The organism is Rhizobium sp. SAFR-030 (assembly GCF_059415005.1).
Genome location: NZ_JBPFDO010000004.1, coordinates 302,483 through 317,966, shown reverse-complemented (window position 1 = coordinate 317,966; position 15,484 = coordinate 302,483). Strand labels below are relative to the sequence as shown.

At 63.9% G+C, this 15,484-nt stretch carries 14 protein-coding genes; 11 read left to right on the top strand and 3 right to left on the bottom strand.

The window, feature by feature from the left end; translation table 11 throughout:
• The first annotated feature begins 9 nt into the window (after positions 1-9).
• From ACR65N_RS14480 to ACR65N_RS14430, 11 genes are all read left to right on the top strand, one after another.
• Positions 10-1,020, top strand: a complete 1,011-nt coding sequence (locus tag ACR65N_RS14480; protein WP_430304628.1) for an ABC transporter permease — start codon at positions 10-12, stop codon at positions 1,018-1,020.
• A gap of 126 nt (positions 1,021-1,146) precedes the next feature.
• Positions 1,147-2,088, top strand: a complete 942-nt coding sequence (locus tag ACR65N_RS14475) for a substrate-binding domain-containing protein (RefSeq protein ID WP_430304627.1) — start codon at positions 1,147-1,149, stop codon at positions 2,086-2,088.
• A 135-nt stretch (positions 2,089-2,223) separates the two neighbouring features.
• Complete coding sequence (locus tag ACR65N_RS14470; protein WP_440457575.1) at positions 2,224-3,279, top strand: sugar phosphate isomerase/epimerase family protein; 1,056 nt, start codon at positions 2,224-2,226, stop codon at positions 3,277-3,279.
• Positions 3,280-3,433: 154 nt separating this feature from the next.
• Complete coding sequence (locus ACR65N_RS14465) at positions 3,434-4,606, top strand: Gfo/Idh/MocA family protein (protein WP_440457574.1); 1,173 nt, start codon at positions 3,434-3,436, stop codon at positions 4,604-4,606.
• 226 nt (positions 4,607-4,832) lie between these two features.
• Positions 4,833-6,206, top strand: coding sequence for a GH1 family beta-glucosidase (locus ACR65N_RS14460; RefSeq protein ID WP_440457573.1), 1,374 nt, complete (start codon positions 4,833-4,835; stop codon positions 6,204-6,206).
• 82 nt (positions 6,207-6,288) lie between these two features.
• Positions 6,289-7,038 carry an EAL domain-containing protein gene (locus tag ACR65N_RS14455; RefSeq protein WP_440457572.1) on the top strand — a complete coding sequence of 250 codons (750 nt, stop codon included), beginning with the start codon at positions 6,289-6,291 and terminating at the stop codon, positions 7,036-7,038.
• 156 nt (positions 7,039-7,194) lie between these two features.
• Positions 7,195-7,827: an NAD(P)H-dependent oxidoreductase gene (locus tag ACR65N_RS14450; protein ID WP_440457571.1), complete on the top strand. Its 633-nt coding sequence runs from the start codon at positions 7,195-7,197 to the stop codon at positions 7,825-7,827.
• Between the two features lie 347 nt (positions 7,828-8,174).
• Positions 8,175-9,215: a methionine ABC transporter ATP-binding protein gene (locus ACR65N_RS14445; protein WP_440457771.1), complete on the top strand. Its 1,041-nt coding sequence runs from the start codon at positions 8,175-8,177 to the stop codon at positions 9,213-9,215.
• Positions 9,205-9,873 (top strand): methionine ABC transporter permease, encoded by a 669-nt coding sequence (locus ACR65N_RS14440; RefSeq protein WP_440457570.1) that lies wholly within the window; start codon positions 9,205-9,207, stop codon positions 9,871-9,873. Before ACR65N_RS14445 ends, ACR65N_RS14440 begins: the two co-directional genes overlap by 11 nt.
• 40 nt (positions 9,874-9,913) lie before the next feature.
• A complete protein-coding gene (locus tag ACR65N_RS14435) occupies positions 9,914-10,693 on the top strand; it encodes a MetQ/NlpA family ABC transporter substrate-binding protein (protein ID WP_440457569.1) in 780 nt (259 codons plus the stop codon).
• Between the two features lie 215 nt (positions 10,694-10,908).
• Positions 10,909-13,038 carry a bifunctional diguanylate cyclase/phosphodiesterase gene (locus ACR65N_RS14430; protein WP_440457568.1) on the top strand — a complete coding sequence of 710 codons (2,130 nt, stop codon included), beginning with the start codon at positions 10,909-10,911 and terminating at the stop codon, positions 13,036-13,038.
• A gap of 13 nt (positions 13,039-13,051) precedes the next feature.
• Here the strand turns inward: ACR65N_RS14430 and trhO are convergent, their stop codons facing one another.
• From trhO to ACR65N_RS14415, 3 genes are all read right to left on the bottom strand, one after another.
• On the bottom strand, positions 13,052-13,984 hold the full coding sequence (trhO, locus tag ACR65N_RS14425) for an oxygen-dependent tRNA uridine(34) hydroxylase TrhO (RefSeq protein ID WP_440457567.1): 933 nt from the start codon (positions 13,982-13,984) through the stop codon (positions 13,052-13,054).
• 109 nt (positions 13,985-14,093) lie between these two features.
• A complete protein-coding gene (locus ACR65N_RS14420) occupies positions 14,094-15,011 on the bottom strand; it encodes a CHAD domain-containing protein (protein ID WP_440457566.1) in 918 nt (305 codons plus the stop codon).
• Positions 14,986-15,483: a CYTH domain-containing protein gene (locus ACR65N_RS14415; RefSeq protein ID WP_430304614.1), complete on the bottom strand. Its 498-nt coding sequence runs from the start codon at positions 15,481-15,483 to the stop codon at positions 14,986-14,988. The genes ACR65N_RS14420 and ACR65N_RS14415 overlap by 26 nt, the downstream gene beginning before the upstream one ends.
• Position 15,484: the final 1 nt, after the last annotated feature.

The window sequence follows — 15,484 nt, the reverse complement described above, 5'->3', positions numbered from 1 at the left end:
AGGGTGGACATGACGAGCGAGACGGAAACCGAGATTGGACGGCCGCGCAGCCGGCGCTGGCGCGACATCGATCTGAGGGCGGTTGCGCCGTTCGCCGCGCTGGCGCTGCTGCTGATCATCGGGGCGCTGGTCAACCCGAACTTCATCGGTCTCACCAACCTCTCCAATGTCGCGACCCGCTCGGCCTTCATCGCCATCATTGCCGTCGGCGCGACCTTCGTCATCTCGTCGGGTGACCTCGACCTGTCGGTCGGCTCGATGGTCGCCTTCGTCGCCAGCCTGATGATCCTGTTCATGAACTCCGGCGCGATCGCCGATCCGGGACTGATGCTGGCGGCGGCGATGGCGCTGACGCTCGTCATCGGCTCGCTGTGCGGACTGGCCAACGGCCTGATCACCACCGTTGGCCGCATCGAGCCGTTCATCGCCACGCTTGGCACCATGGGCATCTATCGCGGGCTGACCACCTGGCTCAGCCAGGGCGGCGCCATCACGCTCCGCTCGGCCGAGCAGCAAGCGCTCTACCGGCCGGCCTATTTCGGCTCGGTACTCGGCATTCCGGTGCCGATCCTGATCATCCTCGTCGTCACCGCGATTGCCGCCTTCATCCTCTACCGGACACGCTATGGCCGGCACGTGACGGCCGTCGGCTCCAACCGCGACGTGGCGCGCTATTCGGGCGTCTCCGTCGATCGCGTCCGCATCATTGCCTTCGTCATCCAGGGGCTGTGCGTGGCGATCGCCGTGCTGCTCTACGTGCCGCGTCTCGGGTCGACGTCCGCCACCACCGGCATCCTGTGGGAGCTGCAGGCGATTACCGCCGTGGTCGTCGGTGGAACGGCGCTCAAGGGCGGCGCCGGCCGCGTCTGGGGCACGATCTGCGGCGCCTTCATCCTCGAACTCGTCGGCAACATCATGCTGCTGTCGAACTTCATTTCCGAATATCTGATCGGCGCCATCCAGGGCACGATCATCATCATCGCCATGCTTGTCCAGCGCTCGCTGGCACGCAGGTCCTGACGCGGTCCCGGCAGCGACGCGAAGCGTTTGCCGGCTGACTGATCGGGACCGGAAAACACCGGGGCGGGCCTTTGGGTCCCCCGTTCCGGCATGCCACGACCCTTGTGACACTTTGGGAGGAGAAACATGAAGAAGATCATTGGACTGGCCGTCGCCATGACGGCAGTATTCGGCGCCGCGCAGGCGCAGGATACGAAAACCCTCGGCGTCTCGATACCGGCGGCCGACCACGGCTGGACCGCCGGCGTCGTCTACCACGCCAACCGCGTCGCCGAGCTGCTGATGAAGGAGCATCCGGGCCTCAAGGTGGTCGTGAAGACCTCGCCGGACCCGGCAACCCAGGCGAATGCGCTGCAGGACCTGGAAGTGCAGGGCATCGACGCACTGGTCATCCTGCCGACCGATCCCGATCCGCTGGTCAACGCCATCAAGGAGATCAAGGGCAAGGGCACCTTCGTGTCGATCGTCGACCGGGCGCCGTCGACCAACGACAACTCCGTCCGCGATCTCTACGTCGCCGGCAACAATCCGGCGCTCGGCGAAGTGGCCGGCCAGTACATCAAGGACAACACGCCGGACGCCCAGGTCGTCGTTATCCGCGGCCTGCCCATCCCGATCGACCAGCAGCGTCAGGACGGTTTCGACAAGGCGATCGCCGGCTCGGGCGTCAAGGTTCTCGACCGTCAGTTCGGCAACTGGAACCGCGACGACGCCTTCAAGGTCATGCAGGACTTCCTCACCAAGCACCCGAAGATCGACGTCGTCTGGTGCCAGGATGATGACATGGCGGTTGGTGTGCTGCAGGCCATCGACCAGGCCAAGCGCACCGACATCAAGTACGTCATCGGCGGTGCCGGCTCCAAGGACATGATCAAGAAGGTCATGGACGGCGACAAGATGATCCCGGTCGACGTGCTCTACCCGCCGTCGATGGTCGGTACGGCGATGGAACTGACGGCGGCCGCGATCTACGACCAGGTCCCGGTTCACGGCACCTACACGCTCGACGCGACGCTGATCACCAAGGACAATGCCGAGAACTACTACTTCCCGGACTCGCCCTTCTGATTTTAAGCCTTAGCTATCCAAGCAGCGGTTTCGCCCGGCTCGTCCGGGCGGAGCCGATATCGACGGTTGTGCGGCTCGCCGAAATTGGGTAGCCCTGACTGTAACGTTGCAGGCATTCTCAGGGAGGAGAATTTCATGAAGACGATCAAGGGTCCCGCCATCTTCCTCGGCCAGTTCGCCGGGGATCAGGCTCCCTTCGACAGCTGGGACGGCATCACCAAATGGGCTGCCGACAAGGGCTATATCGGCGTCCAGGTACCGACCTGGGCCGGGCAGCTGATCGACCTGAAGAAGGCTTCGGAATCGAAGGACTACTGCGACGAACTCGCCGGTGTGGCACGCAACAACGGCATCGAGATCACCGAACTTTCCACCCACCTGCAGGGCCAGCTGGTCGCCGTGCATCCGGCCTATGACGAAGCCTTCGACGGTTTTGCGGCACCCGAAGTGCGCGGCAATCCGAAGGCCCGGCAGGAATGGGCCGTCGAGCAGGTGAAGATGGCGCTGAAGGCGTCACGCCATCTGGGCATCAAGGCGCATGCGACGTTTTCCGGCGCGCTTGCCTGGCCGTTCATCTATCCCTGGCCGCAGCGGCCGGCCGGCCTGGTGGAAACGGCGTTCGACGAACTGGCGCGCCGCTGGAGCCCGATCCTCGATGTTGCCGACGAGAACGGCGTCGACGTCTGCTACGAGATCCATCCGGGCGAGGACCTGCACGACGGCGTGACCTTCGAGATGTTTCTCGAACGGGTGAACAACCATCCGCGCGCCAACATGCTCTACGATCCCTCGCACTACGTGCTGCAGTGCCTGGATTATCTCGACAACATCGACATCTACAAAGACCGCATCAAGATGTTTCACGTCAAGGATGCCGAGTTCAACCCGACCGGCCGGCAGGGCGTCTATGGCGGCTATCAGGGCTGGGTGCAGCGTGCCGGACGGTTCCGGTCGCTCGGTGACGGGCAGGTGGATTTCGGCGCAGTGTTTTCCAAACTGACGGCCAATGATTTCGACGGCTGGGCCGTCGTCGAATGGGAATGCGCGCTGAAGAACTCCGAGGACGGCGCGCGAGAGGGTGCCGAGTTCGTCAAGGCGCACATCATCAACGTCACCGAAAAGGCGTTCGACGACTTTGCCGCCGGTGGCACCGACGAGGCAGCCAACCGGCGGATGCTGGGGCTTTCATAAGACCCCTCCCCACCCTCCCCACAAGGGGGAGGGCTTGACCTGGCCGCTGCCGGTGCGATCGGCGGAGACGGTCCCGCCCGGTGTCTCCCCCCTTGTGGGGGAGATGGCGGCAGCCAGAGGGGGACCTAAAGTGCATCTATCGAGGAGAAATTTCATGACCATTGAAGCGAGCAAGACCGAGCAGCGCGCCGCCAAGATCCGGCTCGGAATGGTGGGCGGCGGGCAGGGGGCGTTCATCGGCGCCGTTCACCGCATGGCAGCCCGGCTCGACGATCACTACGATCTGGTTGCCGGCGCACTGTCGTCGACGCCGGACAAGTCACTTGCCTCCGGCCGCGAACTGGGGCTCGATCCGGCCCGCTGCTACGGCTCGTTCGAAGCCATGGCGGAGAAGGAAGCCGCCCGCGCAGACGGTATCGAAGCGGTATCCATCGTGACGCCCAACCATGTGCACTTTGCTGCCGCCAAGGCCTTCCTGGAGCGCGGCATCCATGTGATCTGCGACAAGCCGCTGACCTCCAACCTTGACGATGCCAAGAAGCTGAAGGAGGTTGCCGACAAGGCCGATGCGCTGTTCATCCTCACCCACAACTACACCGGCTATCCGATGGTGCGCCAGGCGCGCGACATGGTGGCAAGCGGTGAACTGGGCGAGATCCGTCTGGTGCAGATGGAGTATCCGCAGGACTGGCTGGCCGAACCGGTCGAGCAGACCGGCGCCAAGCAGGCCGTCTGGCGCACCGATCCGGCGCAATCGGGTGTCGGCGGTTCGACCGGCGACATCGGCACGCATGCCTACAATCTCGGCTGCTTCATCTCAGGCCTGGAACTGCAGGAGCTGGCTGCCGACGTGCACACCTTCGTCGAAGGGCGCCGTCTGGACGACAACGCCCATGTGATGCTGCGCTTTGCGGGCGGCGCCAAGGGCCTGCTGTGGTGCAGCCAGGTGGCGACCGGCAACGAAAACGGCCTGAAGGTGCGGGTCTACGGCACCAAGGCGGGACTGGAGTGGACGCAAGCGGATCCGAACTATCTCTGGTTCACCCGGCTGGGCGAGCCGAAACAGCTGATCACCCGTGGCGGTGCCGGTGCCGGTCCGTCGGCTGCCCGCGTCAGCCGCATTCCGAGTGGTCATCCGGAAGGTTATCTGGAAGCGTTCGCAACTATCTATTCGGAAGCCGCAGCGGCCATCAACGCGCGCAAAACGGGCGTCGCCGTCGATCCCGCGGTGGTCTACCCGACGGTCGACGACGGGGTGAAGGGCGTCGCCTTCGTCACCGCCTGCATCGAGAGCTCGAAGAAGAACGGCAGCTGGGTGAAGGTATAAGTCCTTCCCCACGTTCCCACAGGGCCGTCGCGCAAGGCGGTGGCCCTGTGGGAGAACCAATCCGTGCCAGTTCCATGGCCTTTATATAAGTCAATTGCCGCATCGCAGTTTTTGCACTTGCCCTTCTTCACCCGGAAATCGCTTTGATCTACACCGCTGACAGATCTCGTTGGCGCAGCAAGCCTCGCCGGCGTGATCTGGCAGTGATGACCGAAGGACCCTTCCGATGATCGATCCAAAGACCCTTGCAGCCCGCTTCCCCGGCGACTTCCTGTTCGGCGTGGCGACCGCCGCCTATCAGATCGAAGGCGCTGCCAGGGCGGACGGCCGAAAGCCGTCGATCTGGGATGCTTTTTCGAAAATGCCGGGGCGGGTGCATAACGGCGACAGCGGCGACGTCGCCTGCGATCATTACAATCGACTGGACGAGGATCTCGACCTGATCAAGGAGATGGGCGTCGAGGCCTATCGGTTTTCGATCGCCTGGCCGCGGATCATCCCGGAGGGGGTCGGGCGGATCAACGAAAAGGGTCTGGATTTTTACGACCGGCTCGTCGACGGCTGCAAGGCGCGCGGCATCAAGACCTATGCGACGCTTTACCACTGGGATCTACCGCTGGCGCTGATGGGTGACGGCGGCTGGGCAGCGCGCTCGACGGCCTATGCCTTTCAGCGCTACGCCAAGGTGGTGATGGCGCGGATCGGCGACCGGCTGGATGCGGTCGCGACGTTCAACGAACCCTGGTGCTCCGTGTGGCTCAGCCATCTCTACGGCATCCACGCACCGGGCGAGCGCAACATGCGGGCGGCGCTTGCCGCCATGCACCACACCAATCTTGCACACGGGCTTGCGGTCGAGGCGATTCGCCACGTGACGCCGAATGTGCCGGTGGGCCTGGTGCTGAACGCGCATGCCGTCATTGCCGGATCGGACAGCGCCGAGGACAAGGCCGCCGCCGAGAGGGCCTTCGATTTCCACAACGGCGCCTTCTTCGGCCCGGTCTTCAAGGGCGAATATCCAAAGAGCCTGGTATCGGCTCTTGGAGACAAGATGCCCGTGGTCGAGAACGGCGATCTTGCCGTCATCAACCAGAAGCTCGACTGGTGGGGGCTCAACTATTATACGCCGATGCGGGTTCTGGACGATGCCAGGCAAGGCGCGGAGTTTCCGGCTACCCAGCCGGCGCCATTCGTCAATCCGGAAAAGACCGACATCGGCTGGGAGATCTTTCCGTCGGCGATGACCGATCTCGTCGTCGATCTCTACGATTGCTACGAGCTGCCGGAGATGTACATCACCGAGAACGGTGCCTGCTACAACACGGAGGTCGAGAACGGCGAGGTGAACGACCAGCCGCGCCTCGATTACATCAGCGATCACCTGGCTGCGGCGGCCGACCTGATCAGCAAGGGGCTGCCGGTGAAGGGCTATTTCGCCTGGAGCCTGATGGACAACTTCGAGTGGGCGGAAGGCTACAGCATGCGCTTCGGGCTCGTGCATGTCGATTACGAGACGCAGGTCAGGACCGTGAAGAAGAGCGGCAAATGGTATACGCAGCTGGCGGCGCAGTTCCCAAAAGGTAACCATAGAGCCGGTTAAAGCCACTCTCTCGCCTCGCCAAGGCTAAACTTTTACCGGACGCGGCCTATCTCAACCCTACGGACAAGAGGGAGAATTGAAGATGGCTGTCGGCTGCGCAGGGTGCAAGGACGGAAAGGCGTTCGAGGTTCCATTCTCGATGGCGTTCCAGCCGATCGTCGATCTCGATCGTCGCCGCGTGTTTGCCCAGGAGGCGCTGGTGCGCGGAAGCGGCGGCGAGGGGGCGGGAAGCGTCCTGTCGCGCGTCAATGACGAGAACCGCTATGCCTTCGACCAGCAGTGCCGGGTGAAGGCGATCGAGCTTGCGGCAAAGCTGTCGCCGGGCGCGACGGACGAATTGCTGTCGATCAACTTCATGCCGAATGCCGTCTACGAACCGCGCGCGTGCATCCGCCTGACGCTGGCGACCGCCGAACGGCTGGGCTTCCCGCTCGACAGGATCGTCTTCGAGTTCACCGAAAACGAGCGCGTCGATACCAGTCATCTGCTGCGCATCCTGGAAACCTACCGGACGATCGGCTTCAAGACGGCGATCGACGACTTCGGCGCCGGCCATTCGGGCCTCAACCTGCTGGCCCGCTTCCAGCCGGACATCGTCAAGCTCGACATGGAGCTCATCCGCGACATCGATACCCAGCCGGCGAAGAGGATCGTCGTCAAGCACACGCTGGCGATGCTCGCCGACTTCGGCATCACGCCGATCTGCGAGGGGATCGAGACGGAAGGCGAGTTGCAGGTGCTGCGCGATCTGGGCGTCAGCCTGGTGCAGGGCTATCTGCTGGCGAGACCGTCGTTCGAGCAGTTCACCCAGCCGGTGCTCCTAGCCGCCTGAGCGGCGCGCCTCGTCAGCCGGTCGTCGACCAGGTTCTCCACGGTTATCTGGCCGTGCCCACTTGTATGCGCCCATCAGATTTTTACCTAGACAGCGTCAGCATGCAGGACGGCCTCTATCGTCCTGCTGCACCAATGCCGAAGGTAAAATAAGCCTATGCTTCTCGAAAAACTCAACTGGCGCTACGCGACGAAGAAGATGGATCCCACCAGGTCCGTCTCCGACGACAAGGTCGACCGCATCATCGAGGCGGCGCGTCTGGCGCCGACCTCCAGCGGACTTCAGCCGTTCGAAGTCATCCTCGTCACCAATCCCGACATCCGCCAGCAGATCCGCGCGGTCGCCTGGAACCAGGCGCAGATCACCGAGGGTTCGCATCTCCTGGTTTTTGCTGCCTGGGACAATTACACGACTGACCGGATCAACGAGATGTTCGATCGCGTCAACGACGAGCGCAAGGTGACCAACGAGGGTTGGGAAAACTACCGCAAGATGCTGCTCGACACCTACCCGGTTCGTGACCCGCAGGTGAATTTCGAGCACGCCGCGCGCCAGGCCTATATCGGCTTCGGCATGTCGGTCGCGCAGGCAGCCTTCGAGGGGGTCGACACGACGCCAATGGAAGGCTTCGAGCCGGAGAAGGTCGACGAGATCCTTGGGCTGCGGGCGCGCGGTCTGCGCTCCGTGACGCTGCTGCCGCTCGGCTACCGGGAGCCGGAAGGCGACTGGCTGGCCGGCCTGAAGAAGGTGCGGCGCCCGACGGGCAGCTTCGTCACCACGGTCGCCTGAGGCCAACGCACAACGGGAGGTGCCGTGATACCGGCGCTTCCCGCATGTATTTTTCCGGACAGACGGTTTCTGCGGATTCGTTTTCCTCGGAAATGCGGCTGACCGATGCGATAAGCAGAGCCCTCAGATCCGGTTTGCCGGGCTATTGTATTGATCGAGGATATGTCGGGATGACGAAACGGCGTAACATGCGTCGAATGTGTTGCTTGCGCTGATCCGAGCACGCTCCTGACCTTGCCGCCACTGCGGCCACCCTGAAGAGACTACCCATGCTATCCATCAACGACACCCTGGCGCCGTCGCGCAATGGCGCGCAATCGGCTGACCGAGGCGATCCGGTCCAACCCATGGTGACCTTCGAAAAGGTCGGCAAGCGTTTCCCCGACCGCCGCGGGCAAGGCGAGTTCGAAGCCCTGTCCGGCGTCGACTATGTCGTGCCGAAGGGTGCGATTGCCGGCATCATCGGCCGCTCGGGTGCCGGGAAGTCGACGCTCATCCGGCTCGTCAACGGTCTCGAGAAGCCGACGTCCGGCCGCGTGAGGGTTGACGGCGTCGATGTTGCGGCCCTCGACGAGCCGGGCCTTCGTCGCCTGCGCCGCGAGGTCGGCATGATCTTCCAGCACTTCAATCTCCTGGCGTCGCGCACCGTCTACGGCAACATCGCCCTGCCGCTGGAGATTGCCGGGCTCGACCGCCAGGCGATCAAGGCGCGGGTCGCACCGCTCATCGATCTCGTCGGTCTGTCGGACAAGGCCGGCCGCTATCCGGCGGAACTGTCGGGCGGCCAGAAGCAACGCGTCGGCATCGCCCGGGCGCTCGCCACCCAGCCGAAACTGCTGCTGTCGGACGAAGCAACCTCGGCGCTCGATCCGGAAACCACCCAGTCGATCCTTGAACTGCTGCGCCGGATCAACCGCGAGCTGGACCTCACGGTGCTGCTGATCACCCACGAGATGGAGGTCGTCAAATCGGTCGCCTCGCATGTGGCGGTGATCGACAAAGGTTCGATCGTCGAGAGCGGCCGCACCTTCGACGTCTTCACCCGGCCGCAGCACGAGACGACGACAGCGCTGCTGTCTTCGTCGCTCGGGGTCAAGCTACCGGAATGGGTGAAGTCGACGATCAAGCCGCAGCCGGCGGAAGGCGACCGCGTCTTCGTCCGTCTGGTGTTCTTCGGCGATACCGCCTTCAAGCCGCTGACCGCGCAGCTGGTGGAGCGGATCGGCTCGAACGTCAACATCATGGCCGGCACCATCGACGAGATCGCCGGCGAACCGTTCGGGTCGCTGGTCGTGTCCTATCCCGCCGATCCCGCCGTCGTCGCGCGGGCGCAAAACTTCTATGCCGAAACCGGCCTGACCACGGAGGTGCTCGGCTATGGCGCCTGATATGCTCATCTCGCTTCTCTCGAAGGCGCTGGTGCAGACGCTGCAGATGGTGGCGATCGCCGGTGCCATCGGCACGCTGGTCGGCCTGCCGATCGGCGTCTTCCTCGCCAACAGCGCAAAAGGCGAGCTGTTCGCCGCGCCAATGACCAACCGCATCGTCGGGCTCATCGTCAACGCAGCGCGCTCGACGCCCTTCATCATCCTCGTGGTGGCGATCATCCCCTTCACCCGGCTGGTCGCCGGCACTTCCATCGGCACCAACGCGGCGATCGTGCCGCTGACCATTGCCACCATCCCCTTCGTCGCGCGGCTCATCGAGGCGGCGATCCGCGAGGTCGACCGCGGCCTCATCGAGGCGGCCCGGGCGATGGGCGCGACGCGCTGGCAGATCGTCACGAAGGTCCTTATCGCCGAAGCCAAGCCGGGAATTACGCTCGCCCTGACGCTGACGCTGGTCAGCCTGATCGGCTACTCGGCGATGGTCGGCGCAGTCGGCGGCGGCGGGCTTGGAGACCTTGGCATCCGCTACGGCTACCAGCGCTTCATGCCGGAAGTGATGGCGGCCGTCGTCATTGTGCTGATCGTGCTCGTGCAGGTCGTCCAGAGTGCCGGCGACATGCTGGCCCGCCGCTTCGACAAGCGCAACCGCAATTCCTGACCCAAATTCGAACCCCAAATAGCAATCCGGAGAGACATCCATGAAGACACTTCTTCTCGCAGCTTCCTTCGCCGCGCTTCTGTCGGCTGGCGCAGCCCTGGCCGAGACCATCAAGATCGGCGTGACGCCCGGCCCGCACGCGCAGATCATGGAGCAGGTGAAGAAGGTCGCGGCCGAGAAGGGCCTCGACCTCGAGGTCCTCGAATTCTCCGACTACGTTGTGCCGAACCAGGCGCTGACGGACGGCGACCTGCAGGCCAACTCGTTCCAGCACCAGCCCTACCTGGACAACCAGGTGAAGGATCGCGGCTTTGACCTCGTCAGCGTCGGCCAGACCGTCAACTTCCCAATGGGCATCTACTCGAAGAAGGTGAAGAGCCTCGACGAGCTGAAGGACGGCGCTTCGGTCGCCATCCCGAACGACCCGACGAATGGCGGCCGCGCGCTGCTGATCCTCGCCGACAAGGGTCTCATCAAGATCCGCGAGGGCGCAGGCCTCAAGGTGTCTCCGGCAGATGTCGTCGAAAACCCGAAGAACATCACGTTTGCCGAGCTCGACGCTGCCCAGTTGCCGCGCGCCCTCGATGACGTCGATGCCTCGGTGATCAACACCAACTACGCGCTGGAAGCCGGTCTCGACCCGGCCAAGGACCCGATCGGCCGTGAAGGCGAGAAGGCACCCTACATCAACGTTCTGGCCGTCCGCGCCGCCGACAAGGACAAGCCATGGGTGAAGACCCTGGTCGAATCCTACCACAGTGCCGCGGTCAAGGATTACGTTGCCACGCAGTTCAAGGGCGCCGTGATCCCCGCCTGGTAAGGCCCCGAGCGGCTCATTGACAACCCAACGGAAGGCTCTCTCGCTGCGGCGAGGGAGCCTTTTTCGTACGGCTGGAACCGGCGCGCGCCGTTAAGTCTAATTGAACTGTTCCAAGGCATAATCCATGGATTGGCCAGGGCTTTGGAATGCGGTTTGTCCCCTCTCATCTGAAACAATCCGCAGCGAAACTGGACCGCCGTTCGGTGGTCCGTTCGATGCTGCTGATTTTCGCGGCCGTGATGATCTCCGTGTCGGCGATGGTTTTCACCGCGCTCGACCGGGTGGGTCACTACGCCAACCAGCTCGACGAGGAGCGTTCGCGCGAAGCCGTCACCGGCGCCCTGCAGACCTTCCGCCACCAGATCCGCGCGACGCTTCACGACTATGCCGCCTGGGATGACGCCGCTGGACACATCTACCAGCAGCGCGACATCGACTGGATCGAGCGCAATTTCGGCGAGATGAGCCTCAACAGCGATCTCTTCGACGTGGTGATCGTCCTCGATCCCGTCGGCAACAGCCTGTCTGCGCATTCCGATGGCGTGCCGATCAAAGGGCTCGATCAGTACGTGACGCCTGGCGTTCTGGCGCTGTTCGAACCGCTCAAGCAACTGCCGGAGGATGCGCTGCCGGAAGTCACCGGCTTCGTCGAGACGGTCAAGGGCATCGCCGCCGTCGGCATCGGGGTGATCCGCAAGACCTCCGGCGAACGGATGGGCAAGCCGAGCGGCAACCACTATGTCGTCCTCATGCGGCACCTGGCCGGTGAGACGATCGAGCGGCTGTCGAGGGCCTATGTGCTTCCAGGCCTGCATCTGGTGCCGCCGTCGAGCGACCTGTCGCACCGGGTAGCGATCCTCGGCCCGAACGACCAGCCGATCGGCGGACTTGCCTGGGTGCCGCGCTCCCCCGGGGACGCCAGCCTTGCGCAGGTGCGGCCGCTGGTCTGGTGCGCCGTGGCGATGATCGCCATCTACATGCTTCTGCTCTTCGTCAGCGGCAACGAAGCCCTGTCGCGGATGAGCGCGGACGAAGCGGCGGCCGTCAAGCTGTCGCTCACCGACCGGCTGAGCGGTTTACCGAACCGGACCGGGCTGTTCGCCGGCATGGCCGACCTGATCAACCTAGCGCAGCGTGACGGCAAGGACGTGGCGCTTCTCTATCTCGACCTGGATGGCTTCAAGGAAGTCAACGACGCCTACGGGCATGCGACCGGCGACCTTCTGATCCGCAGCGTTTCGGCCGGATTGCGGGTGCTGGTCGGCGACGAACCTGTGCTAGCACGCCTCGGTGGCGACGAGTTCGCGGTCGCCTTCATCGGCTACGACGTGCAGAAGAACGCCGTCGAACTGGCCGAACGGGTGCTGGATTTTCTCGGTGAGCCGATCACCATCGGCGAACGCATTGCCGTCATCGGCTGCAGCATCGGGCTTGCCTTCTCCCGGCGTGGCCTCGTGCAGGGCGAAGAACTGATCCGCCGCGCCGACATGGCGATGTACCGATCCAAGGAAGAGGGACGCGGTCGCTGGACGCTCTACGACCCGGTCATGGATGACGAGCGCGAGGAGCGCAATCTTCTGGAACTCGACCTGCGGGCGGCGCTCGACCGGCAGGAGGTCACGGTGGCCTATCAGCCGGTTGTCGATGCCTGCAGCCTGCGTGTCACAGCCGTCGAGGCGCTGGCGCGCTGGACAAGAGCTGGCCATGGCCCCGTGTCGCCGGAAGTCTTCATCCCTGTCGCCGAGAGCACCGGGCTTATCGACATGCTCGGCCTTCACGTGCTGCGCACGGCCTGCAGGACGCTGGTTGCCTGGCCGGACCTAGCGCTCTCGGTCAACGTATCGCCCGGCCAGTTCCGTGATCCCGCGTTTGTCGGGCACGTGGCTGACGTTCTGACGCAGACCGGCATCCATGCCTCGCGCCTGACGCTGGAGCTCACCGAAACCTATTTCATCCAGAACCCGTCACGGGCACGCAAGACGCTCGACCTGCTGCGCCAGACCGGGGTGAAGATCGCGCTTGACGACTTCGGATCTGGCTTTTCGAGCGTTGGCTATCTGCGTCAGTTCCGTTTCGACCGAATGAAGCTCGACAAGTCGCTGGTGGATTCCATCTGCGATGACAGCAGGGCAATCGAAATGCTGCGGGCAACGGTAGCGCTGGCGCAATCGCTCGAGATGCCGGTAACGGCAGAAGGCGTGGAGACGGAGGGACAGGCGGTGGCACTGCAGAAGGCCGGCTGCGATCTCCTGCAGGGGTTCCTGTTCGGCAAGGCGGTTCCGGCAGAGGAGATCGACCAGTTGCGCGAACGGGGACCGCTGATACGGCTCCCGATCAGCGCTTAAAACGCCGCTTTTTTTAGGAGCCGAGGTGGCGTTCGCCGCGCTTGCGGGCAAGCTCGATCTGCAGTTGGCGCTGGCGGTAGCGGTCGCGATCAGCCTCCGAGCGCGTATCGTAGCAGTGCGGGCAGGAGACGCCCTCCTCGAACTTCGGCGACTGGCGGACCTCCGGCGTGATCGGCTCGCGGCAGGCATGGCAGAGGCGGTGATCGCCCTCCTTCAGGCCATGCGTGACCGACACCCGCTCGTCGAAGACGAAGCAGGCGCCTTCCCAGAGACTTTCCTGCTCGGGCACTTCCTCGAGGTATTTGAGGATGCCGCCCTTCAGGTGGTAGACCTCGTCGAAGCCCTGTTCCTTCATGAAGGCGGTCGCCTTCTCGCAGCGGATGCCGCCGGTGCAATACATGGCGATCTTCGGCTTGTTGTGCAGGCCGGCATTGTTCTTCACCCAGTCGGGAAATTCGCGGAACGTCTTGGTCTTCGGATCGACGGCACCCTGGAAGATGCCGATCGCCGTCTCGTAGTCATTGCGGGTGTCGATGACGATGGTGTCGGGATCGGAGATCAGCGCGTTCCAGTCCGTCGGCTCGACATAGGTGCCGACGATGCGCTTGGGGTCGATGTCCTCGACGCCCATGGTGACGATCTCCTTCTTGAGACGCACCTTCATGCGCAGGAACGGCATCTTCGACGCCCGGCTCTCCTTGTGCTCCAGCCCGGCAAATTCCGGCTGCGCGCGCAGGTAGGAGAGCACGGCGGCAATCCCGTCGTCCGTCCCGGCAATCGTACCGTTGATGCCCTCGCGCGCCAGCAGCAGCGTGCCTTTGACGCCGTTCTCTTCGCACAATGCCTGCAACGGCTCGCGCACGCTGTCGAAACGCTCGAAGCGGGCGAAGTGGTAGAGCGCGGCAACGCAGAAGCTGCCGGAAGGGCTGTCGGACGTGTGGTTCATGGCCCGCGAAATACTGCCTCTTCGCCTGCGACGCAACGAATTTCGGCGCAAAAGATGCCCTTTGACATTCGTCAAGCAGGCGGGGACGCCGGTCACCGTCGGTCGGAATTCACCGGTTTCGGTCTGCCGTCTCGATCCACAGCATGGCGATGATGTCGGCCTCGCGCTCCGGATCGTCGGCGAAGACAAGCTCGGCCAGTTCCAATGCCTCGCCGCGGATCGCCTGCTGACGCAGGATGATGGCGGCGATCAGCCGTGCCAGCGTGTCGCTGTCGCCGAACAGTTCAGGGTTCTCGTTGACGGTCTGGGTAAGGACGGTGAGGTCGTGCTCGTAGCCCAGCATGTCGACCAGCCGCTTCACCTCGCGTTGCTTGGCAGCCATCGCCGTCGGCCACAGGTCGCGCAGCAGCGACAGGTGCATCCAGGTCGTCTGCCCCGATTTGCGCAACTCGTGGAAGTCACCGCCGGCATGGGTGGTGCGGCAACGGGCAAGCGCATGGCGCGCCTTTGCCTGCCGTTTGCCCCAGGCCTTCGCCAGTCGCTTGGCCGTGCGGCTGCGACCATCGGCCAGATCCAGTTCGTCGAGCGCCTCAAGCGCTGCATGGCAGGTCGCGATCGCCGCGTCGATCTTGCCGGGCAGGTCGAGCTCGGCAGCCGCGATCCCGTCCCGCCGCTCGCTGAGCGCATTCAACGCGAACGACAGGGCGGCGCGCTCCTCGTCCGATGTCGCATAGCCCATCAGGTCGTCGACGGTCTCCACCAGGGCCGTCGCATCCCGCACCGCCGACAGCGTGCGGCCCATGTCTCGGATACGGACGTTCTCGCGGTGGTAGACGTCCCTGGCATCCGGCTGGATGAGCCGGTACAGCGACCGCAACCGCTTGAAGCGCTTGCGGGCTGCGTGGATCGCGGCATGCGGCCCGTCCGGCTGGTCGCTCAATTCGGCGATCGCCTTGTGGAGCTGCCCGGCAGCGACCCGGCGGAACTCGTCGGTGAAGGTCTTAAAGGGCCTGATGCGATAGGCCATGGCCAAGCTCCGCCGCCAGATTTTCGGTTGCCAGTACCATGTTCGAATAGCGACGGTCGCCGGTCACTTCGACACCGATCCAGTCGGGAAGCTGCGGCTCGTCGCTTTCGGCCTGAAGTTCGACCTCGGCGACGACGAGCCCCGCATAGACGCCTTCGAAGACATCCACTTCCCAGGTGAAGCCGGCGAAGGGAACGACATGGCGGGTTTTCTCGATGATCGTGCCGACCGTCGCGCCGAGCAGTTCGCGTGCGTCGTCGGCGGGAATTTCGTATTCGTATTCGTCGCGGGTGAGGGTTCCGTCGCCGACCTTGAAGGTGAGTTTCGCCTGCACGTCATTCACCAGCCGGACGCGCAGGTTGCGATCGTCGGCGGCAACGATGTAGGCTTGCCGAAAGCTCGATGCGGAAACGGCGCTGTCGCGCCAGTCGTCGGAACGGACGAGAAACTTGCGTTCGATTTCCTTGGCCATC